Raw genomic sequence first — 23,539 nt, 5'->3', positions numbered from 1 at the left:
CATTGCTGGTATTATGCAAGTGTGGTAGCGGCGGCTCCGGCATAGCTGGCGGGCTGGTTGCCGGAGCCGCCTACGCAGTCAGGTTGGGGTTTGACCGCGCTGTTCCAAAATAGGACAGCGCGGTCAACGATTCATTAAAATGATCCCCATCACCTCCGCTGATTTGGCCGGCGGCTTCGCTCCGAGCTTTTGTTCGCCTGCGGGGTCGGCGCCAGCGGACTTCAACCGATCATGTAGGAATAGAGGCCCGCTTCCTGGCCATGATGTGCGGCTGCTGTCGGCACAGTATGTTGAAGCCTATACCCCCATGGTTCGTGTAACTTCATCGTGACCCGATCTCCAGGGAGGAACAATCGGAATGAACTCCAAGTTGGGGCCAGCCAATCAGCTTGAGGCAGACCACGACCAACCAATGGAGCATGTCATGAGATTTCCACGCTGCACGACCACCGCGGCCGCCGCTTTTATGTTAGCGACCTTCCCTGCGCTCGCCCAGACGAACGGAACACCTGCACCAACCCCGGCGACCACCCAACAGCCCGGTGCCGGGCAACTGCCGGATGTGAACGGACAGGCGGGTGGGCCGACGCATGAAATGATTCGCCAGATGATTGAGCAAGCCGTCCAGGAGAGGATGCAACAGGATCGGAGCTCTAACGAAGGTAACAATCGGCAACAGGAAGCTTCCCGTCATGGAGACGGTTGGCGGTGGCACCGCAATGGCGGCCCAGTCGGTGAGCATGGAATGGTCGGAAATCATGGTCCTCGCATGATGCGCGGCACCGGGATGCGACTTGTACTCGCGCTTCTGGACACGGATGGTGACGGATCGCTGTCCGAGAACGAGGTCCAGGAGGCTGTCGGCCGAATCTTCTCTGCAATCGACCAGAACGGTGACGGGAAGATCGACATGGATGAAATCCAGTCCTTCTCGCATGGCTCTGGGGGTCGGGAAGAAATGCCGTAATTGGCTGGTGTCTTAGCTTGAAATCCGGCTGGTCAAAAGCGGCTCCGAATGGCTCGGAGTTTGGCGAACGCCACAGGCAACATGGGGCGCTTTGGGGAGAGGCAACACGGCCGTGGGCGTGTTCTCTCCCCGAACCCGTTGCGGGTTCCAATCGCCCATTCCAGTGACCTGGGGCCAAGTTGAGCGGGGCGGCCGGCCAGATGCCTTCGATGGATCATCCGTTCAAGGCGGTCATCCGTAAAGCAGCCTGATGGGGCGGGGCCCGGGCCAGCCGTCAGGACTCGCAGACACAGTCGGGCCAGCCCGTCACCGACAAGCCGCCCCTCAAGAACTGCGGTCCCACTTTACCAGCAGCGCGCCGTGTTTCGCCCAAAGTTGCTCACATTGCTTCGCTCTCAAGCTTGGCGCTCCCGCAACTCCATGGAAGATTATCGCAGAACGAACGTCGTAGCCCAATACCGACGCGTTTGCTAAAAAGTGAACTGCCTCTCCAAGGCGGCGAAGTTCAAGGGAGGCTTCTTTCTTGTTCGCTGCGTCGAATACACCGAGGACCTGCACTTCATCATCGCGTGAGGCCAATACGGCAGCCATGGCCTCGTCACTCATCACCCCCACGACTGTTCACGCGGTTGCTGCTGAAAAAACCCAGCGTTACCCAGTACGCTGATGCTCGAGCCATGCCGGCAACGGTTTCTTCTTTCATCGTCGCTGGCTCTTGCCGCGAGCCAAATAGCGGCAGCCTTTGTCAGACCAATGAGGCACTCACCTGCAAACTCGGCCGGTTCGTCGGTTGTAGTGTCGAATACCGCCCATGTGCCGCAGGGTTCCAGAACGGCTAAGAATTTCATATTAGTCTCCGCTAATTTTCATCCCAACATTAGCGGAACCACTTTGTTCCTGGAGCTTCGATGCCGGGCTCGCCCGTACCCGTCTCGAAGGACCGGCAGCGAAGGGCCTCCCCGGCGAGCCAGCGCCGCAACTGCGCTACTCCGCTGGGCGGTAAGGTTGGCGATTGCGCATTAGCCGGGAACAATGCAGCCTAGCCTCAAGGCTCGAAAAGCTATTCCCGGAGCGGGACCATGCAGCAAGAATACGCGGCACAACAATTGATGCAGCAGTCATGACCCGCTCCCAGTTGGCCGGCGTCATCCTGGGCTTGGCGCTGGTGGCAGCACTTACCGTTGTCCGGGCGATCGATCCGCAGCCATTGAGACTCGCCCGCGAAGCTACATTCGACCAATATCAGAGGTTGGCACCTCGCAGCTTCGAACCGATGCCTGTCCGCGTGGTCGACATCGACGAGGCCTCATTGCAGCAGTTCGGGCAGTGGCCGTGGCCCAGGAATCGCATGGCTGCTCTGGTCGAGAAACTGACGGAGCTTGGTGCGGCAGCCATCGCGTTCGACATCCTTTTCGCCGAACCCGATCGTTTGTCGCCTCGCAGTGTTGTCCGCGAGGTGCCGGGCATCGATCCTGCCCTGCTCGATCGCCTGCCCGACAATGATGAAATCTTCGCCCGATCGATCGCCGGCAAGCCGGTTATCCTGGGTTACGGCATCTCCAACGAAGGGACCTATCGGCCGCACATGAAGGCTGGCATCGCCTTTACGGGCGAGAGCCCGATGGAGGCCCCCCCTCATATCAGGGCAGCCACACCGCTGCGGCCGCAGCTCGAGGCCAATGCCGCCGGCCTCGGACATATCAGCCTCAATCCGGGCAGATCGACCGCGGTGGTCAGGGCAGCTCCACTCTTTCTGACCGATAGCGAGCAGCTTTATCCGAATCTTGCCCTCGAAGCCATGAGGGTAGCGCAGGGCGCATCCACCTATCTGATTGCCGGCGTGCCGGATCGGCAGGGCATAATGACATCCGTCAAGATCGGCGACTTCGTTATCCCGGTGACCTCGGCCGGCGAACTCTGGCTCTATGTCAGTCCCGACAGGCCGGAACGATATGTTTCTGCGAAGGACCTGCTCGCACTCGCCGGCGTCTCACCCAAAACAAGGGCCGCCATCGAGGGCAACATCGTGTTTGTCGGCACTTCCGCCGCCGGCTTGCAGGATATTCGTGTCACGGCACTCGGTGAGAACGTGCCCGGTGTATCGCTCCACGCGCAGATGATTGAACAGATCCTGTCCGGGCATTATCTGTCGCGGCCCGACTGGGCAAACGGGCTGGAAATCGCGTCCATCGCGATCCTGGGCACCCTTCTGGTGTTTCTCACAATTTTCGTGAGCCCGGCGATTGCGCTCGCCTGCGGCCTGGCGATCACGGGCCTTGCGCTCGTCGCATCGTGGCTTGCCTTTTCGCTGGCCGGACTGCTGTTCGATCCATTTGCGCCGATCGTCATGGGCACGATCACGCATTTCGCGACAACCTCTTTCCGCTTCCTGGTGACCGACCGGGAGCGGCGCGCGATCCGGCGGGCCTTCGGCCAATATCTATCGCCATCGCTTCTCTACCGCATCGAGCACACGCGCAACGCACTTCGTCTTGGCGGAGACGACCGCGAGCTGACCGTGATGTTCGTCGATGTGCGAAACTTCACCGAGATCAGCGAAAGACTGCCGCCCACCGCCCTCGTGCGGTTTCTGAACACGCTTCTCGACGCGCTCAGCCGTCATGTCACCGCCAATGAAGGCACACTCGACAAGTTCATCGGCGACTCGATCATGGCCTTCTGGAATGCCCCGGTCGACGTCGCCGATCATCCTGCCAAGGCCGTTCGCGCGGCATTGGCCATGCGCGAGACGATGGCCCGCCTCAACGAAAGCGATGCATTCGGATTCGGGGCCGGGCAGACGGTTCGCATCGGTATCGGAATCCATACCGGCATCGCCTGCGTCGGAAACATGGGGGCGGAGTCGCGATTCAACTATTCGGCCGTTGGCGACGCGGTGAACATCGCAGCGCGTATCGAGACAGCGTGCAAGACGGTGAGTTTCGACATCCTCGCGTCCTACGACACAGTAAGATCGCTGCCCGGCTGGGCGTTGCTCGAAGCGGGATCGCTGGAGCTCAAGGGAAAGAGCGCTAGGACGAGAATCAATGCCGTTGTCGGCGATGAAAATGTTGCGTCGTCGCCGGATTTCGCGGAATTGCGGCTTCTCCACGGCAAACTCATCGAGGCGTTGCATTCGCGCTCGCCAGGCAGCCGAAAGATCATAGCGGCGGCCAAAGCCAAGGCCGCGGGGCTGCCGGCAGACTTGCAGGACTTCTATGGCCGGATATCGCGCAGACCGGATGATTTTCTTGCCAAACGGGCGGGAGCAGCGGTGGAGGCGAATGCCGGCTATGCGGAGCAACAATTCGGCTCCGGTTCCTGACCTGCATTCAAACAGGGCCGTTGACCGCAGGACTCGCTGGCCAGCGAAGTCGAACACCAGACGCGCGCCAAGAAAAAGAGCGGCTATCCGTCGCCCGTGCCGTTCCCATTGCCCTTGCCGTGGCCGTTGGATTTTCCGGGATTGCTGCCATCATGCTTGCCTGGATCATTTCCATGGCCGTTGTTGCCGTCATCGGTGTCGCCATGCGGTGGGTCCGGCGGACCGGGTGGGCTAGGTGGGCTAGGCGGACTGGGCGGAGTGGGCGCCGGTGAGTTGCGCTGCTGCGGCCGCGCCCTATCCTCTTGCTGACTGGCTGCCATAAGCCCGCAATTTCCGAGTGCGGCAAAGCCTCCCGAAAGCTGCTGATTGCCTGTCAGAAACGGCAATGCCCGCGAGGTGCCGAGTGTGCTGAGCACAGACCGATTGACCTTGGTAACATCGGTCATTGCGCCTGATGGCGTCGCGACCACACAATCGCAGCGCCGCTTCAGTTCCCTGCATCTGCCGCCGCTGCAGAATCTGGCCGCCCCCTTCAGAAGCACGACGGCGGTTTTGCCGTTGGGCGCGATGTGGACATCGAATGCTGTTCCCCGCACGCCTATCGTGCCTGCAGGCGTCACGATCTGGTAAGCTGACGAAGGCGAGCTTCCGCTTATCCAGCGAAACGTTCCCTTGGCAGCGCGGATGGTCAGGTTCTTGACCGAATTCTCATTGTTGAAGACATACTTGTCGATGACAACGGAAGAACCCCACCCTACCGCCAGCTTGGTGCCATCCAGGAACACGAATTGGCCAAGCCCGGTATTGGATGTGCTGATACGTTCGTCCCGATAAACGGGTGCACTGACCACCAGCGGTCCGGTTGCGCCGGTAACGGCAGTCTTGATCACGACCGCTTGGCCACTGCTTCGGCGGCCATGGTCGGCGTCGCATTGCTGAACATCGCGGCCAGCGCGGCAATAGCAGCCCACCTCAAGGACGGCATGGCATCCCCCTGCAACGCCTTTGTTAGCACATGCTTGAAAAGCTGTCTCTACAGCAGGGCATAGATCAATTTAAATTTAAGTAGAATATGCCTCTTCCGCTTAGGAATGCTCGAGCCAAGCGGCGCGGTGGGCGCATCAAGCCGTTCGTCAATTCATTGACATGGCGTGCACTGCCGGAAACGTCGGCAACAGTTGTGGAAAGACCAACACCGCCGCGCCGTAAAGCAGCAAAGCGGTGCCCGATAGCTTTGCTATCCTCTCTCCTGCCGGGAAGGTCTTTTCCGCAAAGATCAGCAAGGTGAGCATAGCCATCGCAGCAATGTTCATGATCCCGAGAGGAAAAAGGGCAAGAAACAAGAGCCAGCAGCAGCCCAGACAAAAGAGCCCATGCTCCCATCCCATGCGCACCGCGCCCCAATGTCCATCGCGCCATGAGGTGAGGATGAAACTCATCGGAGTACGGCATTTGGCCAGGCAGAGATCCTTGAGCGGCGAAAGTTGATAGGCGCCGGCAATGATCAGCAGCACGCCGCCGATGCGGGAGGCGGTCGCCGCGGACATTCCTGTATGCGTTGCAATCTTCTCCGCGCCAGCCGCGCCAGCAAAGACAAGCACGCCCGCCGCGCCCCAGACCAGCATGTAGCCCCCCATGAATACCCAGGTTGAGACGAAGGTCTCACCGCGCCCCTGCCGACCGGCCTGGACCTGGTGAAACGTCAGGATCATGGGGGCGGCTGTCGGAAACATCATGGCGGTCATCATAATGATCCAGACTGCAAGGAACAACGGCGCATTCATGCCCATGGTGGGCGTTTTCATTTCCATTGGCATGTCTATGCCAGTCTGCTGCCAGACGAGCATGGCCCAAGCTGCCGCCGCGATAGCGATCAACAGCGCGACAATGATGTTTCGCTGCAGCGTCAGCGATGGAGTTCCCGCATTGGCCATGGGCGAGCCCCGTTCCGATATGGGAGCGCGGCCTATTGCTGGCCGGACCAGTTGATCGGCGCGTAATGCCCGTTTCGGCGGGAATTGTCCCAGCGCATGCCGTGGTCGCCGAACGTGCTGCCCGGCACGCCCATCGCCATACCAAGCCAGTCGGGATTGACGGGATGGCCGGTCGCGGCCCACATCTCGCCGTCCTCGCGCATTGTCGGCAGTGGTTCGACCGCCATCTGCATGACACCCGGGATTTCCACCGACCGCTTCTTGCCGTCGATCTGGTACTTGATCGGCACCTTCCTGACTCCCAGGTTCGTGCCGATCAGAGGCGCGAGCATAGCCAACGGACCACCGGCGGCGCCGGTGAAGATCGCGCCCAGCGCCTCCATCTGCCCTTCATCGGCCCGTTCGTCGATATAGGCGGCAGCCGTCCAATTGCCGTCCGCCATCGGACCCGGAGTGTGGGCAATCATCGCAACGTTGAGGCCATCCAATCGAGCGTCACCGTAGTTGCCCGTATCGATATGGAAGGCCATGGCGACATCGCAAACGCCTCGCGTCGGCCTTGATGTCAGCTGCGCGTTGGGCGACATCAGGCAGGGACATACGACGTCGCAGCTACAATTCTCGAAATAGTTTCCAGACAATTGCCAACCGGTTGCCATTGGCTCCTCCCCATCGTGAGGCGCGTCGGCGTATCGCCGCTTTCTTGGCAGGTGGCGCCGCTTCACCTCCATCGGCGAGCGGCTAGCAGGCCAACACAGCGAACGATCGGCGCGCTAGACCAGTCAATTCAGGCTACATCGTTGCCCGGAAGTGTCAAGCTGCAACCGCCACCAGACCCCGGCGCGTGCTTGATCAAGTTTGTCCCGTCGCATGTCCTGATACCCGCGCAATTCGGTTGGAGGTGCCAGAAGGAAAGTTCGAAAAGCTTCTAGGAAGCTAGATACTGAGGCTGTTTCCAAAGGGTGGCTCAATCTTCATTCTGCCTCACTATCGCGGCCCGCACCCTCTACACAGAATGGCCGTGGACAAGCAGCAGGACGCCTTGCACAAGATGAGCGACAGGTCCGACGAAGGCGGACATTCTGGGCCAAATGCCTGTTGCGCCCTTCAGCAAAGTTGACGAGTGTTTATGGGGTGGTCATAAGAGCAACATGGTCTGAGGGCGGGACGGTGACGCATCGGTCTGCAAAACCGACGTAGTGGGTTCAATTCCCACTCAGACCTCCATTTTTAAAAAAGCCGCCCGCGCCTACAGCCGTACCTCTCAAACAGTGGCGATTGTACTCTGAGCGTTTGCCATGCCTGGAGATTTCGGCACACATTGTTGGTGACGAAATCTGTCCGGAACTTGGCTGCCTGCCAACAAGAACTAACGAGACCCCATGGACCGCTTCGACCTCGGCACCTACCGCCGCCCCATCTCCACCCGCTCCGCCGAAACCCAGCGCTGGTTCGATATCGGGCTGAACTGGTGCTACGGTTTCAACCATGAGGAAGGCATCAAGTGTTTCGAGAAGGGGCTGGAGACGGATCCGGACTGCGCTTTTGTTCATTGGGGCATCGCCTATGCCGCCGGGCCCTTCTACAATCTGGCCTGGAAGGAGCATGGCGAGGCCGAGGCGAACAATGCGACGAAGCGTTGCTTCGAGCATGTCCAGTTGGCGCGCGCCAACGCGGCTGGCGCCAGCGACATCGAAAAGCGGTTGATCGAAGCGCTGGCCTGTCGCTTCCAGAAGCCGCAGCGGGTGAGCCCGCAGGAATTCGAAAAGTGGGATGATGCCTATGCCGCCGCGATGCGGCGGGTCTACCAGGATTTTCCCGACGACCATGATGTGATGGCGCTGCTGGTCGAGGCGCTGATGATGCGCACCGTCCGGCGCCTATGGAACCTCAAGACCGGCGCGCCGGCGCCGAATTCCGATGTCGTCGAGGCGCTGGAGGTCTGCGAGCGGTCAATCCGGCTCGCCGACGAAGGCCGGACGACCCAGCATCCGGCGATCCTGCATCTGCACATCCATCTCCTGGAAATGTCCACCATGCCGGAACGCGGCATGCGCTCGGCCGATCTGCTGGGCGAAATTTGCCCCGATGCGGGGCACATGAACCACATGCCGGGGCATATCTATGTGCTGTGCGGAGAATACGAAAAGGCGAAGTTGGCCAGCGAAAAGGCTGTCCGCGCCAACGACCTCTATCTCGCCTATGCGGATGAGCCGACCTACTACCTGCTCGGCTGCTGCCACGATCTGCATCTGATGATGTTCACCTGCATGTTCCTCGGCCAGTACCGGCCGGCGCTGTGGGCCGCCGACAAGGTGCGCAGCCTGGTGACGCGCGATGTGGTCAGCCTGCCCGATCGGCCAAAGCTCACCCAGACGGTGGAAGGCTATCATGCGATGAAATCGCATGTGCAGGTGCGCTTCGGCCGCTGGCGGGAGATCGTGGACGAGCCGATCACCGCGGAGCCCGGCCTCCACGTGCTCACGGCCGCCATGCAGCATTATGCCAAGGGCGTCGCGCATGCGACGTTGAAAAACTTCGCTGAGGCCGAGCGTGAGCGCGACCGATTCCACCAGCATATGGCGCGCATTCCAGTCGAGCGGCGTTTCCTCAGCAACCCGACCCGCGCCTCGCTCGCCGTGGGCGCTGCGTTGCTTGATGGCGAGCTTGCCTATCATCGGGGCCGGCATGAGGAGGCCTATAGGCATCTGCGGCAAGCGGTCGAGCTCGACGACAATCTGTCCTACACCGAGCCGTGGGCGTGGATGCACCCGCCGCGCCATGCGCTGGCGGCGCTGCTTCTCGACCAGGGCTACGCGCAGGAGGCCGAACAGATCTATCGCGACGATCTGGGCTTGAGCGACAAGGTGCAGCGCTGCGCGCAGCACCCGAACAATGTCTGGGCGCTGCACGGTCTGGTGGAGTGCCTGAAACGGCGCGGCGAGAGCGACGAGCTGCCGGCACTGCAGGCAAAGCTCGCCACGGCGATGGCCATGACCGACGTGCCGATCAGTTCGTCATGCCTATGCCGGACAAGCGTGCAATCGGCGGCAAGCTGCTGTCTTTGAGTCTACCGTAGGCGCCTCGCCGGCCAGCTGCTTCACTCTGCCGATCAGGCCAGGCTCACTGACCTGCTTTCCTCAATTACCGCAGAGCAGTCTATCTCATCATGAAGTGGGGCGTGTGGGTCAGGCGTGAGCCAGGAAGCGTACGACCGAAGCCGCTTGAGCCTGGCTGTTTTCTCGAGCCGCGCCTGGCGCTCATCGTCGGCTGGTTGGCTACAAGGCGGCTTTTTGTTCCTCTCGGCAGGATACAGCATTCTCGACTCTCCTCGGTCAGAGCCCATAGAGAGGCCAGATCAATGAGGGTGTTGGCCCACTTACGGGGATGGGACCACCTTTTTGCTCCGGGTCCCCGCTCCCCACCTGGGCCGGATACCACCACAGACGCGGACGAGAGTCGCCATCCATTTTGATGAGGCTGCCGCAGGTTGCTGCCATTAAAGCTGCCGGGAGGCGGCCGCTGCCGGCCCTGCCTTATCTCAGCCACTTCTCATAGTCGGCCACCAGCAGATGCAGGGGAGCGACGTCCTCTTCGATATTGGAGAAGCGGCCGATCGGCTCGCGGAAGACATTGTCGGTGAGATCGTCGTTGACGGTGGAGACCTCGCCGATCAGCACGTCCTTGCCTTCGGCCCAGAAGGCGTGCCAGACGCCCGGCAGCAGCGTGACGCTCTGGCCCGGGTCGAGTTTCAACAGTCCGCCCGCCGGAAGCCGGTGGATGGTTCCGTCGACGGGTACCGATACTTCGGCCTTGGGGTCGATGCCACCGTCACGATCGTGCATGAACAGTTCCAGCACCAGCTTGCCGCCGCCACGATTGATGATGTCCTCGGCCTTGATGTTGTGGCGGTGCATGGGCGACAGCTGGTCCTTGCGCGAGATCATGATCTTCTCGGCATAAAGCATACCCATGCCCTTCTTCATATCCTCGTAACGGCCGTTGCGGACGGTGAACAGGAACAGGCCGAGTTCCTTGAATTTCTCCTGGCCATAGTCGGTGATGTCCCAGCCCAGCCGCGAGGTGTGGATGGCGGAGGAGTCAACTTGGCGCGCCTTCATTTCCTCCGGCGACCAGTAGGCGAAGGGCGGCATGATGTAGCCGAACGAGCGTATGAAAGCGTCGGCTTCGCGGATGATTTCGTTGATGGCGGAGCGTTTCATGATCGTGACCCCTTGGCGTCGACTGTCTGGCAAACCGCATAGCCGAACGCGGGTTCGGTGTCGATCCACCCAGCCGCCTGCCCTGCCTTGCACCGTGAACGGATGGCCTACCGATCCGGTCGGCTGGCCGCGTGACACAGCGTGCTTTCAGGCTCATAACCCCTGTGAATTTTCACAGGGATAGCCGATGCCGACGATCCACGACCTCGATACGCCGTCGATCCTGATCGACGCCGCACGCGCCGAAGCCAACATTGCCCGCGCGCAAGCCCATGCCGAGAAGAACGGGTTGAAGCTCAGGCCGCACATCAAGACCCACAAGCTGCCCTATTGGGCGAAGAAACAGGTGGCGGCGGGGGCCGTCGGCATCACCTGCCAGAAGATCGGCGAGGCCGAGGTGATGGCCGATGCCGGTCTCACCGACATTTTTCTCCCCTACAACATTCTCGGCCGCGCCAAGCTGGAGCGGCTGAAGGCGCTGCACGGTCGCGTAACGCTGTCGGTGACGGCGGACAGCATGGATACGCTGGAGGGACTCGCGGCGACTTTCACCGATGCCGGCCACCCGCTGCCGGTGCTGGTCGAATGCGATACCGGCATGGGCCGCTGCGGCGTGCAGACGGCCGATGAAGCGGTTGCGCTGGCGAGGCTGATCGACAAGGCCGGCGGCCTCGCCTTCGGCGGGCTGATGACCTATCCGGCCGCCGGCCGGGCAGCGGAAGCCGAAGCCTGGCTTGCCGACGCCAAGCGGGTGCTGGCCGCTTCGGGTCTCGCCTGCGAGCGCGTTTCGAGCGGTGGCACGCCGGATATGTGGCGCTCCGCTGCCGCATCCGTCGTCACCGAATACCGGCCCGGCACCTACATCTATCTCGACCGCTATCAGGTCGCCAAAGGCGTCGGCACCTTGGACGATTGCGCGCTCACGGTGCTGTCGACCGTGGTCAGCCATCCGACGCCGAGCCGCGCCATTCTGGATAGCGGCAGCAAGGCGCTGTCCAGCGACACGCTGGGGCTGCCCGATTTCGGCGAGTTGATGGGTGTCCCGGGGGCGCGGGTGACGGGCCTCAGCGAGGAGCATGGCGCGGTCACCCTGTCGAGCGAGGCCAAGCTGCGCATCGGCGAGCGCGTGCGTGTCGTGCCCGATCATTGCTGCGTCGTCACCAACCTCTTCAACGAGATCAACCTGATCGACGGCGAGAAAGTGCTGGAAACGCTGCCGGTGGCGGCGCGCGGGCTGATGGGGTGAGATGCAGAGCGACTTGGCGGGTCGCGGAATTCATCACAACGCTGGCGCCGGGAAGAGACTCGGCGTGCGTCAGTTGACCTGCCGCGCCGCCACCCGCCGCATGGCGATGATCCGACGGCGGCGGATTTCGGTGCGCATCGCCATCAGGTGCAGCGCGAAGAACAGCACGGTGAAGCCGAGTGCCATCGCCAGCAGCGGCCACAGCAGAGAGGAATCGATGGTAGAGCCACCCATGCGGAACACCGAGGCTGGCTGATGCAGCGTGTTCCACCAGTCGACCGAGAATTTGATGATCGGGATGTTGATGAAACCAACCAGCGTGATAATGGCGGCGGCCCAGGCGGCGCGTCCGGCATCGTCGAGCGCGCGGGTCAGCGCGATAATGCCGAGATACATCAAAAACAGCACGAAGACCGACGTCAGGCGGGCGTCCCACACCCACCAGGTGCCCCACATCGGCTTGCCCCAGATCGAGCCGGTGATCAGCGCCAGCGCGGTGAAGACGGCGCCGATGGGTGCGGCCGATTTCAGCGCGACATCGGCCAGCGGATGGCGCCAGACCAGTGTGCCCAGCGCCGAGACCGCCATCAGCGTGTAGCACATCATGGCGAGCCAGGCGAAAGGCACATGGATGTACATGATGCGCACTGTGATGCCTTGCTGGAAGTCTTCCGGCGCCGTGAAGCTCATATAGAGCCCGACGGCCAAGATAACTGCGGCGATCGCCGCCAGCCATGGCACAAGCCTGTCTACCAACGCGACGAACCGCGTCGGATTGGCAAGATCGGTCCAGCCGCTCAGGCGTGAAGTGGTGTCACTCATGCCGCCTTACATAGACCGCCGTCGCGTTTGGGGCAATCGAGCGGCGGTGTCGCAGGCCTTGCCTTTTCCCGGGATCGGCGCGCAGCGCCGAGATGGATGAGGGGTGCTGGAAGGAATAAGGCGATGGAAAATTCTATGCGGACTTGGGTTCCGCCAGCTGGAGCCCCCCTCAGCCGTCGCCTTCGGCAACGCCTTCTCCCCAACAAGGGGAGAAGGAAGAACCATCATCTGCTCAGGCGGCCTCGCCCTGCACGGAGCGGCTGAGGCGGCGGACTTCCTCGTCGTTGAGCAGGCCGCCGGCACGCAGCAGGCTGGCGAAGCGGCCGTTGCGCAGCGACAGTTCGGCAAAGCCGCCCATTTCGACCACCCTGCCCTTGTCCATGAACACGACCAGATCGGCGTCGCGAACGGTGGTCAGGCGATGGGCGATGATGAAGGTGGTGCGGTCTCGCCGCAGCTCGTCGATCGCTTCCTTGACGCGGTCCTCGGTCTCGACATCGAGCGCGCTGGTTGCCTCGTCGAGCACCAGGATCGGGGCATCCTTCAGCACGGCACGGGCAATGGCGATGCGCTGGCGCTCGCCACCCGAGAGCTGGCCGCCGCGCTCGCCGACCACCGTGTCATAGCCATTGCTCTTGGCCAGGATGAAGTCCTGGGCCGCGGCCGCGTCGGCGGCCGCATGGATCTCGTCATTGGTGGCGTCGGCACGGCCGACGCGGATATTGTCCTCGATCGAGCGGTTGAGAAGCCCGGCATCCTGGAACACGGTGGCGATCGAATGGCGCAGCGACTTGCGGGTCACCGTGCGGGTATCGATGCCGTCTATCAAGATACGGCCACCGGACGGCGAGAAGACGCGCTGCAGCAGGTTGATGAGCGTGGTCTTGCCCGCACCCGTCGGTCCGACGATGGCAACCGTCTGGCCAGCCTGAACCTCGAAGGACACATCACTGACGCCCTGCCCCGAATTGGCGAATTCGAAGCTCACATCCTCGAAGCGGACATGGCCGGTGACGTTGGTGAGGTCGCGCAGGCCATCCGGCTCGGCGGCATCGGCTGCCGAGTCCTCGAGCTTGTAGAAGTCCTCGAGCTTGGCGCGAGCCTCCGAGATCTGGTTGGCGAAAGCCGACATCTGGTCGAGCCGCGAGATCAGCAACGTGGCGAAACCGGTAAAGGCGATGACATCGCCGACGCGCAGCTGGCCATGGGTGACCAGATAGGCGCCGATCAGGAGCACCACCATCATCGAGATTGTCGATGACAGGCGATTGAGCGCGTTCGCAATGGCCCACCAGTCGAGCACAGGGTTCTGCGCATCGAGCAGGTTCTTGACGTAGCGGCGCAGCGTCTCGGCCTCATGGCCAAGACGGTTGTAGCTCTGGAGAACGGCGACGTTGCTCACGGAGTCCGTCACGTGAGCGAACACCTTGTGGTAGTGGCGCTCAACAGCGGCCTGGCCTTCCTTGGTGCGCTTCATGACCAGGCGGCCTATGCCGACATAGAGGACACCGAGCGCAAGCAGTACCCCTGACATGCGCACATCCATGCTGATGGCGGTCGGAACCAGCAGGACGAGGGCAACAGCCGTGGACAAATGCTGGCGCATGAATTCGAGCCAAAGGCTGAACAGCGTCTCGACGGCACGCAGCAGCGTGTGCAGGGCGTTGGAAGTGCCGCGCTGGTGATGCCAGGCGAGCGGCATGGTGATGACACGCTCGAACGATTCGCACAGAACCTGGCTGCGCCGGGCGTGGGCAAAGCGGTCCGCGCCGCGTGCCACCAGAACGAAGGCGACCACGTTGAAGGCGCCCAAGGCGGCCCACACGGCAAGCGTGGAGAATACCGAGCCATGCGCGGAGATTGCGTCGATCACCCGGCCAAACAGGATCGGCTCGAGAATGGCGACAGCGGCAAGGGCCACGTTGGCCGAACAAATCAGCGCGACGCGCTTCTTGTCGGCGGCCAGATACCCCAGCGCTCTCCAATAGATCTGCAGAAGTGACACTTCAGCTACTCCGCCAACTCTCTATTGTGCCCAATACCAATATTGTGCACTGCACCATTTCCCGACACGTAACGGTTGACGCGTCGCAAAACAATGCTCGTCTATCGCTTCCGTTCCCATTTAGCGAACAAAAGATGACGACGATACGAAATCTGACGTGATCACCTAACAGTTTGAGATAAAAGGTGAAATGTCAGCCTTGCGGCAAAATCATGGCAATAGACGAGCACTGCCACATTTTTGAGCACAACAGGCCTGCGCAGTCGGATCGGGCGTGTTTAACGGACACCGTCACAGATCGGACGCAAGTAAACAGGAAGCGGTTTCGCGCGCCCCGGGGGACGCGCGATCTTTTGATCTAAGCTGTTGATTTATGCCGGTATCTTGACGATGACGTCGATTTTACCACCGGCTTTGGGCTCGAAAGATGCCGACTTTGTTTTCGCGCCATCGACTTCAAGCGAGATCATCTTGGTCTTTTTATCGCGAACGACGTGAACCTTGATCTCGGCGCCCAGCATCTTGAGCGAGGCTTCATAGCCATCCCAATGGCTGGGCAGTTTGGGCCGGAACGTGATCTGCTTTCCGCGCCGCTCGATACCGAGGATGCCTTCGACCGCAGCGCGGTATAGCCAGCCGGCCGAGCCTGTGTACCAAGTCCAGCCGCCACGCCCGCCCTTGTTACCGACTGCACTGCCATCTCCGGCATAGATATCGGCCGCGACCACATAGGGTTCAACGCGGTAGTGCTCGGCCGAAACCTCGTCGAATGCGTGGTTGACCGGGTTCAGCATCGAGAAGCAGCGATAAGCTTCGTCGGTCAGTCCCATCTCCGCGAGGGCGATGACGAACCAGGTAGCGGCGTGGGTGTACTGGCCGCCATTCTCGCGCACGCCGGGCGGATAGCTCTTGATGTAGCCGGGGTCCTTGTCCGTCTTCGAAAAAGGCGGCGTGAACAGTTTGACGATCTTGAGCTGGTCGTCGACGAGCAGGTTCGTCGCCTGCTGCATCGCAGTTGTCGATCGCGCCGGGTCGCCCTCGCCCGAAAGCACGCTCCAGGACTGGGCGATGGAGTCGATCTTGCACTCCTGCGACGTGCGGGAACCCAGCGGCGTGCCGTCATCGAAACTGCCGCGCCGGTACCATTCGCCGTCCCATGCGGTGCTTTCAAGAGCCCGCTTCAGGACCTCGGCATGCTTGGCCCAGGCCTGGGCGCGCTTGCTGTCGCCTTCGCTCTTGGCGACGGCGGCGAAGTCGCCCAGCGTCTTCAGCAGGAACCAGCCCAGCCACACGCTCTCGCCCTTGCCGTGCTCGCCGACACGGTTCATGCCGTCGTTCCAGTCGCCGCCAAGGATCAGCGGCAGACCGGCGGGACTGCTGCGCTTGATGGCCAGGTCGAGCGCACGCGCGCAATGGTCGTAAAGCGACACCGTCTTTTTCCATATTTCCGGGGTGAAGAACGCGTCGTGCTCGCCCTCGCCCAGCGCCTGCCCATCGATGAAAGGCAATTGCTCCTTCAGGATGCCGGCGTCGCCGGTCACCGAGAGGTAGCGCGCCGTGGCGTGGGCCAGCCAGACCACGTCGTCGGAGATCATGGTGCGCACGCCGGCTCCGGTGCGCGGCAGCCACCAATGCTGCACGTCGCCTTCCGGGAATTGCCGCCGTGCGGCGTTGAGGATCTGGTCGCGTGCCAGCGTCGGATCATGCGCCAGCAGTGCCAGCGTGTCCTGCAACTGGTCGCGGAAGCCAAAGGCGCCGCTTGCCTGGTAAAAGGCCGAGCGGGCCCGGATGCGGCAGGCAAGGCTTTGATAGGGCAGCCAGTGATTGACCATGGCATCGAGCGCCTTATCCGGCGTCTCGACCTGGATGGTGTCGAGGAAGCCGCGCCACTCGCGCTCATTGTCGGCCAGGCGCTGATCGAAATCCTTGCCCCGATGCTTCTGCACCAGAGCACTCGCATGAGCCGAGGACTCGGCATCGCCGAGCAGCCAGAGCAGCGTGACGTCGCCGCCGGCGGGGATTTCGATGTCGCGGGCAATCGCCGCGCAAGGATCGTCTCCGGCCTCGACGCGGCCCGACAGCGCCGCACCACTCAGCACCGCCTGCGGCAGTTCGCTGGAACCATGCCGGCCGAGGAACTCCGAGCGGTCGGCCGTCACCGAGTGGACGCCGGCATCGGCGGCAAGGAAAGCCACCCGCTCGCTGAAATCGAGCCCGTAGGGGTTTTGCGCCAGCAACGCGCCGGTCGCCCCGTCGCGGGACGGGACGGTGGTTGCCGCGGTGCGGGACCGATGCCCGCCAAGCACCCATTCGGCATAGGCATAGACGCGCAGCCGCGCCGGTACCGAGCCAGAATTCTGGATGCGCAGCCGTGTGATCTTCACCGGATCGACCGGATCGACGACATGGGTCAGGTCCATCGACAAGGCCCCACGCTTGGCGCGGAAGGTCGAGAAACCCTGGCCGTGCCAGGCTTCGTAGGCCACTGAGGGATCGCGCACCACCGCGGCTAACGGCGAGAACGCCCGGCCGCTGGCCTGATCATAGATATAGATGCCCTCGCCCGGCCGATTGGAAACCGGATCATTAGACCACGGCGTCAACTGGTAGTCGCGGCTGTTGCGGCTCCAGGTGAAGGCAGCCCCCTCGGCCGAAGTGTGGAAGCCGAAAGAAGCGTTGGAGACGACATTGATCCAGGGCTGCGGTGTGGTGCGCCGGCCAGTCAGCCGCACCACATAGTGCCGCCCGTCGCCGTCGAAACCGCCGAAACCATTCCACTGGCTGAGGCCGGAGCCATCGGTGCTGGCAACCGCCACGGCCTGCGAGGCATGTGCATACGCGATCGGGGCCGTCGCCTGAATTTCGCGCGGAGCCGACAATCCGGGCGGCACCAGTCCGTCGCGCGCCTGCAGGGCCGCCGCCTCGGCCCGCTCGATCTGATCGAAGATGGTGCCGTTGCGCGTATGCAGCACCACCCGGGCAACGGCGAGCAGCGTCTTGTAGGTGGTTTCTTCCATCAGATCGCGGCGCACCGCGAAGATGTGTTGTCTCGGCCCAAGCTCCTTGCCGCGCAAACGGCTGTTTTCGCACAGCGTCTCGACCGCACGCTGCAGATCCTGGACGTAAGACGAGGCCTGCTCGTTGACGACGACGAAGTCGATCATCATGCCACGGGTGCGCATATATTCCTGGAAGCGCAGCGCCTGGGCAACGATCTCCAGGTCGGCCACATCGCCGATCCTGACCAGGAAGATCGGGAAATCGCCCGAAATGCTGGTCGGCCACAGGCTTGACTGCTTGCCGAGGCCGGAGGCGATGGATTCGGCCGGCAGGCGCAGGAATGAATCCGGATAGATCAGATAACGCGCCAGTTTCTGCACGTTGGCGGCATCGGTCAGGCTGAGGCCCATATGGCGGGTCTGTACCTGGCTGCGCGTCCAGGCGAGCATGGCCTGGCGGGCAAAGCTCTCCTGGTGGTCGAGCCGGTTGATGGCTTCCACCAGTTCGGCGCGGTTGGCACCGACCACGGTCCAGAAGGTCAGCGAGATCTTCTTGTTGGCGGGCACGCGCACCTGGCGGCGCAGCGAAGCGATGGGATCGAGTGTGAAACCGGAATGGCCGCCGAGCCTGGCGCCTGGATCGAAGGCGGCTGCATCGACGATGGTGCGGCCTCGGCCGATGAAAGCGCGCCTGTCGGTCTCGGCCTCGGCATCGCGCGCCGGCCCCGAGGGATCGGTGACGAAATGCACCAGGGTGACATCGGGCTCACTGGTTTCACGCTTGCGGCGCGTGGCGAAGATCGCGCCATTGTTGGCGGCGATTTCCGTCTCCACGAACATCTTCGAGAAGGCCGGATGCGCGTTGTCGGAGGCCTCCGAACCCAGCACCAGCTCGGCAAAGGAGGTCACCTCGATATGACGGTCAGCGGGGCCCTCGTTGAAAATTGTGACGCGCCGGCCTTCGCCATTGCCTTCGGAGATGACGATGCATTCAACCTCGGAGCGCAGCGTGCCGACCGTTTTGACGAAGCTCGCCTTGTCGTCGGAAAACAGGGTCTGCGTTCTTTCCTCGGTCGCACGCTTGGGCTCTGACGTCGCCGACCACCAATCGCCTGTGGCTGCATCACGCAAGAAGATATAGGAGCCAAGCCGATCCTCGACCGGGTCGGGTTGCCATCGGGTGACGGAAAGATCGCCCCAATGGCTGTAGCCGGAGCCGGTCGCGGTGACCATCACCGAATAGCGGCCGTTCGACATCACATTGGTGGAACGCAATGCCCGCAAGGGATCGAGCACGATGCGGGTGTCGGGGCTCTCGGTTTCGGTCTCGTCCTTGGCGCGCTCGTCCGCCTCGGTGCGCACGGTCGCCGTCGGGATATCGCGCGGCGCCCTCTCCTGCAGCAGCAGTTCAGCCGATTCAATCACCGGATCGCTGTGGAAGCGATCGCGCAGGCGGCCTTCGAAGATGGCGTCGGCGACGGCGGCGATCGACATGCCGGAATGGTGGGCCATGTAATTCTGCACCACGGCATGGTTGGTGCCTTCCGGCACGCGCTGCGGCGTGAAGTCGACGGCATCATAGTAGCCATGGCGACCAAGCGCCCCAATCTCGCGCAGACGCGCAAGATTCTGCACGGCTTCACGCGGATTGAACTGCGCCGCCAGGATGGTGGCATAAGGCGCGATCACCGTGTTCTGGCCAAGGCCGCGCTTCAGGCCGAGGCCGGGCACGCCGAAATTGGTGTACTGGTAGGTCAGTTCCCGGTCGCGGGCGTTGTAAGCCGCCTCCGAAATGCCCCACGGCACGTTCTTCTGACGGCCATACTGGATCTGACGCTTGATGATCAGCTTGCTGGTCTGGTTCAGGATACTGCCTTGCGGCTCCTTCATCACCAGCGGCGGCATCAGATACTCGAACATCGAGCCTGACCAGGACATCAAAGCGCCCTGGAAGCCGATCTCGACGATCGGGCGGCCGAGCCGGAACCAGTGCTCGGTCGGCAGGTCGCCCTTGGCGATGGCGAACAGGCTGGTCAGCCGCGCCTCGGAGGCAAGAAGGTCGTAGCAGCTTTCGTCGAGCTGGTGTTCCTCGACCCGGTAGCCGATCGACAGCAGCTTGCGCTCCGGCCGCATCAGGAAGGCGAACTCCATCTCGAAGGCGAAGCGGCGCGTGCGCTCGCGCAGGGTCAAGAGCTTGGCGCGCAGCGCCTCGACGGCGTTGTCGTCGCTGTGGGCATCGTGGACATGCGCCTCGCACGTGGCTTCCAGCCTCGCCGCCCAGTCGACGATGACGTCGCTCTGGGCCGATGCCGCCTCGGTGTGGATGGCGGTGGCCAGCTTGCGGATCTCACCCGCCAAGACGGCAAGATTGATGGTGCGGATCGAGGCCATTTCCGGTTGCGCCTTGATCGTGTCGACGGCGCGCCGCATGCCATCCAGGCGGTCAACAAGACGCTGGCGCAGAGGTCGCAGCTGGCGGCGATCGTCGGGCAACTCGTCCAGGCTTTCGCTAAGAATGGTCACCGTGTCGAGAATGCCTTCGAAATCGCCCTGGAGATGGACGGAAGGCGCTTCCGCCCACTCGGCACAGGCAGCCGCCACCGCCACGAGATGGCCGGCGAGATTGCCGCTGTCGACGGCCGAAATATAGAGCGGGTAGAGCGGCTTCAGCGTCGTGGTGTCGTACCAGTTGAAGAGATGGCCGCGGTTGCGCGGCATGCTCTCTATGGTCGTCATCGTCGCATCGATGCGGGTGATGGCATCGGACAGGCTGATCCAGCCGAAATCGCGCGCCGAGACGATCGACAGAAGATAGACGCCGATATTGGTCGGCGAGGTGCGCGGCGCCACGACCGGTGCCGGGCTTTCCTGGAAATTGTCCGGCGGCAGATTGTGATGCTCTGCCGTGACGAAGGTCTCGAAATAGTGCCAGGTGCGCCGCGCCACCGTGCGTAGCGCATGGATATCGGCCTGCGATATGCGCAGGCGATCCTCGGTTTCGGCCGAGCGGCTGATCCAACTGGCGATCGCCGGCGAGCCGATCCAGAACAGGGCGAAGAAGAAGGCGACGAAGGCACCGGTGGAATCGGCCAGTACCGGAATGGCGAGGCCGACGAAGCCGATGATCACGGCGCCGTACATCATGCCATAGTAAGAGCCGACGTCGTTGTCGCCGGCCTTGTGCGCCTGCGAGGCGGTGCGCCATTCCAGGAGGTTCTGGCGGCTGACGAACAGCCGGTAAAGCGTGCGCACGATGGCGTCGCCCATCATCCAGGCATTGTGCGCCATCAGTACGATTTTCAGCGCCACCATGGCGGTGCCGAAGGCGACGTCGCGCGCGAGCGCGGAGAAATGGCCGCGCGGCGTCTGGTCGCCGCTCTTGGGCAGGATGGCGTTGACCACGTCGAAGGTCGGCGCCATGAACAGGCTGAGGATCAGCAAAGCCTGCCATTGCGCGGCCTGTGTGAAAGGCAGCAGCGTCCAGCCGGCGATCGCCGCCATCACCCAGAAGATCGGTGTCAGCGAACGACGCAGATTGTCGACCATCTTCCAGCGCGACAGGGCCGGAACGCCCGAACGCGGATCGAGGATGAAGCCCAGCAGCTGCCAGTCGCCGCGTGCCCAACGATGGTGGCGCGAGGCGTCGACCGAGTAGCGGGTCGGGTAGTCCTCGACCAGTTCGACGTCGGTGACCAGCGCGGCGCGCGCCAGCGCGCCTTCGAGCAGATCATGGCTGAGGATGGTGTTTTCCTCGATGCGGCCCTGCAGGGCCGCCTCGAAAGCGTCGACATGATAGAGGCCCTTGCCGGTGAAGGATCCGTCGCCGAACACATCCTGATAGAGATCCGAGACGGCGAAGACATACGGGTCGAGGCCGCGATTGGCCGAGAAGACGCGCTGGAAGAACGAAGCCTCGTCGCCACTTGTGAGCGAGGCGGTGATGCGTGGCTGCAGGATCGTATAGCCAGCGGTGACGACACGCTTGGTCGCGTCGAAATGCGGGCGGTTGAGCGGGTGGCAAAGCTTGCCGACAAGGCTGGATACGGCATCACGGGTGGTGCGCGTATCGGCATCCAGCGTCATCACGTGGACGACTTTTTCCGGCAGCGGCACGTCGAGCGGCAGGAATGTGGTGTCACTGTCGCCGCGCAGCAGCAGGTCGAGCTCGTGCAGCTTGCCACGCTTGCGCTCCCAGCCCATCCAGGACCCTTGAGCCGCATTGAAGAGCCGGCGGCGATGCAGGATGTAGAAGCGCGGCGCCCCTTCCGAGGGATAGCGGGCGTTGAGACGGGCGATCTCGGCGCGGGCATATTCGAGGATTTCGGTGTCCGCCGCATCGATCTCGATCTTACTGTCGGGCCAGTCCGACAGCAACGCGAAATGGATCTCGTCCGCCAGATTGGCAAGGTAGTGCACTTCGATGTTGCGGATGTTTTCCTCGACATCGTCGCGCGATCCGATCAGCGACGGCACCACCACCAACGTGCGCGCTTCTGGCGGCACGCCGTGCCTGTAATCATAGCCAATCAGCCGTGTCGGCTTGAGGAACAACGAGACCACGGTGTTGAAGAAAGCGAGTGCGCCCTCGCTGGCCGGCACGGCGAACAGCGCCAGCATCAGCACGATCGACGGCACCGACAGGCCGAGATTGGCCAGCGCATTGCCCGAAAGCACGAGCAGCAGCACGGTCAGCGCGAAGACCGGCAGGACGATGCCAAGCCATCCGGTCTTGGCGAAGGTCCGCTTGACCGTCTGGCTGACAGTCGGCCGATAGCCGATCGCCGTTTCCAGCTCCAGCCGGCGCGGGCCAACGAGATAAAATCCGACATCGGTATGGGCGGATGCGACAGGGGCATCACTGCCTTCGCTACCGACTGACGTGGTCTCACCGACGGCATGACCGGCCAATTCTATCGCCTTTTCGGCGACGCGGTATTCCGACAGGCTCGAGCGGCGCGCCAATTCCTCGATCGCGGTCCGGTATTGGTCGCGCGAGAAGAAGTCGAGCGCGGCGAAATCGGTGCGCTCGCGCAGCACGGTATCGATGCGGCTGACGCCTTCGAACCACACCGTCCAGTCGACGTCGTTGATGAGGCGCAGGCCGCGGATGATGTTGCCGGTCGTCACATTGCCGCTGGACAGCGTGTGATGCTCGGAGATGATGATCTCCTCGGCATCGGAGCCGGTCTTCTCAAGCTCGCCTTCCAGCCATTCCAGCGCCTTGCCGGCGTTCTGCGATCCATCGCGCAAGCGATAGAGAAGCTGGGTGGCAAAGGTGGTGTCCTGCGCGTGCATGCTGAAATTGGCCAGGATCGCCTGCCGGTCGGCGCTGTCGTCGGTCGCCAGCACCTTGTCGGCCACATCATTGGCGATCTGGCGCATCTGGCGGGTGCGATTGACCCTGACGGCCAGCCGGCGGAGATTTTCGATCAGGACGAAGCGCAGGAGCGACGGCAGCGCCCAGAGTTCACCGATCTTCAGCGGCTCGACCGACTGAAAACCCTGGACGATCGCCTTGAACATCGTCGCCGAGACGGAACTGTCCGAATGCGCCACATAGGTCCAGGCCAGCGCCAGCGCGCGCGGCACGGTGCCGCCATCGGGCAGCTTCAGCGTCGGCAGCTGACGATAGAAGCGGCGCGGCAGGTCGCGCTTGACCTGGAAAATGGTCTCCTCGACCAGATAATTGTTGTCGAGCAGCCATTGCGCGGCCGGAGTGATCGTCTCGCCCTTGGCCTGCGCCGCATTGGTCGAGCGATAGACTTCGAGGATTTTCTTGGCGCTGTCGCGGATGCGGGCCTGGAAATCGAATGGGATGAGGCCGAACAGGTCGGCGAGGTCCCCCTTTGCCAGGCTTTCGCCAAGCAGCCGGAGGCGTTCCTCCGGCAGGAATGTCGATCTTATCGGCTCTTCCGTGATGACCGGGAAGCTCGCGCTTGTCTTCTCGATCTGGGCTGGGTTCGTCTGAATATTCATTGAAAATTCCGTAAGCGAAGCACTCAGCGGCGTCACCGCCAC

At 62.5% G+C, this 23,539-nt stretch carries 13 protein-coding genes and 1 tRNA gene; 5 read left to right on the top strand and 9 right to left on the bottom strand.

Annotation, left to right across the window (positions count from 1 at the left end; all coding sequences use genetic code 11):
* Nucleotides 1–358: 358 nt before the first annotated feature.
* Complete coding sequence (locus tag FJW03_RS06015) at nt 359–967, top strand: EF-hand domain-containing protein (RefSeq protein ID WP_226890602.1); 609 nt, start codon at nt 359–361, stop codon at nt 965–967.
* Nucleotides 968–1,291: 324 nt separating this feature from the next.
* Here FJW03_RS06015 and FJW03_RS06010 read toward each other — a convergent pair whose 3' ends face one another.
* Nucleotides 1,292–1,573 carry a hypothetical protein gene (locus tag FJW03_RS06010; protein WP_140762911.1) on the bottom strand — a complete coding sequence of 94 codons (282 nt, stop codon included), beginning with the start codon at nt 1,571–1,573 and terminating at the stop codon, nt 1,292–1,294.
* The gene (locus tag FJW03_RS06005) at nt 1,573–1,815 is read right to left on the bottom strand and encodes a hypothetical protein (RefSeq protein ID WP_140762913.1); all 243 of its coding nucleotides are present in this window, start codon (nt 1,813–1,815) and stop codon (nt 1,573–1,575) included. The genes FJW03_RS06010 and FJW03_RS06005 overlap by 1 nt, the downstream gene beginning before the upstream one ends.
* Nucleotides 1,816–2,087: 272 nt before the next feature.
* Here FJW03_RS06005 and FJW03_RS06000 point away from each other — a divergent pair, with 272 nt between their 5' ends.
* Nucleotides 2,088–4,292, top strand: coding sequence for a CHASE2 domain-containing protein (locus FJW03_RS06000; RefSeq protein ID WP_140762916.1), 2,205 nt, complete (start codon nt 2,088–2,090; stop codon nt 4,290–4,292).
* A gap of 83 nt (nt 4,293–4,375) precedes the next feature.
* On the opposite strand, the gene FJW03_RS05995 is transcribed toward FJW03_RS06000, so the two are convergent.
* The 3 genes from FJW03_RS05995 to FJW03_RS05985 all read right to left on the bottom strand — a co-directional run bounded on the left by FJW03_RS05995 (nt 4,376) and on the right by FJW03_RS05985 (nt 6,885).
* Nucleotides 4,376–5,182, bottom strand: coding sequence for a FecR domain-containing protein (locus FJW03_RS05995; protein WP_413466464.1), 807 nt, complete (start codon nt 5,180–5,182; stop codon nt 4,376–4,378).
* 243 nt (nt 5,183–5,425) lie between these two features.
* Nucleotides 5,426–6,226, bottom strand: coding sequence for a DUF2182 domain-containing protein (locus FJW03_RS05990; protein WP_140692757.1), 801 nt, complete (start codon nt 6,224–6,226; stop codon nt 5,426–5,428).
* Between the two features lie 32 nt (nt 6,227–6,258).
* Nucleotides 6,259–6,885, bottom strand: a complete 627-nt coding sequence (locus FJW03_RS05985; protein WP_140609942.1) for a DUF1326 domain-containing protein — start codon at nt 6,883–6,885, stop codon at nt 6,259–6,261.
* Between the two features lie 494 nt (nt 6,886–7,379).
* On the opposite strand from FJW03_RS05985, the gene FJW03_RS05980 reads away from it, so the two are divergent.
* Together FJW03_RS05980 and FJW03_RS05975 are read left to right on the top strand one after the other, a co-directional pair.
* Nucleotides 7,380–7,453 (top strand) — tRNA-Cys (locus tag FJW03_RS05980).
* Nucleotides 7,454–7,608: 155 nt separating this feature from the next.
* Nucleotides 7,609–9,294: a hypothetical protein gene (locus FJW03_RS05975; protein WP_140762919.1), complete on the top strand. Its 1,686-nt coding sequence runs from the start codon at nt 7,609–7,611 to the stop codon at nt 9,292–9,294.
* 468 nt (nt 9,295–9,762) lie between these two features.
* Here the strand turns inward: FJW03_RS05975 and FJW03_RS05970 are convergent, their stop codons facing one another.
* Nucleotides 9,763–10,449: a D-lyxose/D-mannose family sugar isomerase gene (locus tag FJW03_RS05970; protein WP_140609940.1), complete on the bottom strand. Its 687-nt coding sequence runs from the start codon at nt 10,447–10,449 to the stop codon at nt 9,763–9,765.
* Between the two features lie 187 nt (nt 10,450–10,636).
* On the opposite strand from FJW03_RS05970, the gene FJW03_RS05965 reads away from it, so the two are divergent.
* Complete coding sequence (locus FJW03_RS05965) at nt 10,637–11,695, top strand: D-TA family PLP-dependent enzyme (protein ID WP_140762922.1); 1,059 nt, start codon at nt 10,637–10,639, stop codon at nt 11,693–11,695.
* 69 nt (nt 11,696–11,764) lie between these two features.
* On the opposite strand, the gene FJW03_RS05960 is transcribed toward FJW03_RS05965, so the two are convergent.
* The 3 genes from FJW03_RS05960 to FJW03_RS05950 form a co-directional block, all read right to left on the bottom strand.
* The gene (locus FJW03_RS05960; RefSeq protein WP_140762925.1) at nt 11,765–12,517 is read right to left on the bottom strand and encodes a heme ABC transporter permease; all 753 of its coding nucleotides are present in this window, start codon (nt 12,515–12,517) and stop codon (nt 11,765–11,767) included.
* Between the two features lie 232 nt (nt 12,518–12,749).
* Nucleotides 12,750–14,522 (bottom strand): glucan ABC transporter ATP-binding protein/ permease, encoded by a 1,773-nt coding sequence (locus tag FJW03_RS05955; protein ID WP_140762928.1) that lies wholly within the window; start codon nt 14,520–14,522, stop codon nt 12,750–12,752.
* Nucleotides 14,523–14,893: 371 nt separating this feature from the next.
* Nucleotides 14,894–23,497: a GH36-type glycosyl hydrolase domain-containing protein gene (locus FJW03_RS05950; protein WP_140762931.1), complete on the bottom strand. Its 8,604-nt coding sequence runs from the start codon at nt 23,495–23,497 to the stop codon at nt 14,894–14,896.
* Nucleotides 23,498–23,539: the final 42 nt, after the last annotated feature.

Source organism: Mesorhizobium sp. B4-1-4, assembly GCF_006439395.2.
Lineage (GTDB): Bacteria > Pseudomonadota > Alphaproteobacteria > Rhizobiales > Rhizobiaceae > Mesorhizobium.
The sequence above is the reverse complement of the archived record's forward strand: the minus strand, read 5'-3'. Positions and strand labels throughout refer to the sequence as shown.

Excerpts from the sequence above, each read along its gene's own strand:
- FJW03_RS05985 (WP_140609942.1), bottom strand. The coding sequence starts at position 6,885 with ATGGCAACCGGTTGGCAATTGTCTGGAAACTATTTCGAGAATTGTAGC.
- FJW03_RS05950 (WP_140762931.1), bottom strand. The coding sequence starts at position 23,497 with ATGAATATTCAGACGAACCCAGCCCAGATCGAGAAGACAAGCGCGAGC.
- FJW03_RS05990 (WP_140692757.1), bottom strand. The coding sequence starts at position 6,226 with ATGGCCAATGCGGGAACTCCATCGCTGACGCTGCAGCGAAACATCATT.
- FJW03_RS06015 (WP_226890602.1), top strand. The coding sequence starts at position 359 with ATGAACTCCAAGTTGGGGCCAGCCAATCAGCTTGAGGCAGACCACGAC.
- FJW03_RS06010 (WP_140762911.1), bottom strand. The coding sequence starts at position 1,573 with ATGAGTGACGAGGCCATGGCTGCCGTATTGGCCTCACGCGATGATGAA.
- FJW03_RS05975 (WP_140762919.1), top strand. The coding sequence starts at position 7,609 with ATGGACCGCTTCGACCTCGGCACCTACCGCCGCCCCATCTCCACCCGC.
- FJW03_RS05970 (WP_140609940.1), bottom strand. The coding sequence starts at position 10,449 with ATGAAACGCTCCGCCATCAACGAAATCATCCGCGAAGCCGACGCTTTC.
- FJW03_RS05960 (WP_140762925.1), bottom strand. The coding sequence starts at position 12,517 with ATGAGTGACACCACTTCACGCCTGAGCGGCTGGACCGATCTTGCCAAT.
- FJW03_RS05965 (WP_140762922.1), top strand. The coding sequence starts at position 10,637 with ATGCCGACGATCCACGACCTCGATACGCCGTCGATCCTGATCGACGCC.
- FJW03_RS06000 (WP_140762916.1), top strand. The coding sequence starts at position 2,088 with ATGACCCGCTCCCAGTTGGCCGGCGTCATCCTGGGCTTGGCGCTGGTG.
- FJW03_RS06005 (WP_140762913.1), bottom strand. The coding sequence starts at position 1,815 with ATGAAATTCTTAGCCGTTCTGGAACCCTGCGGCACATGGGCGGTATTC.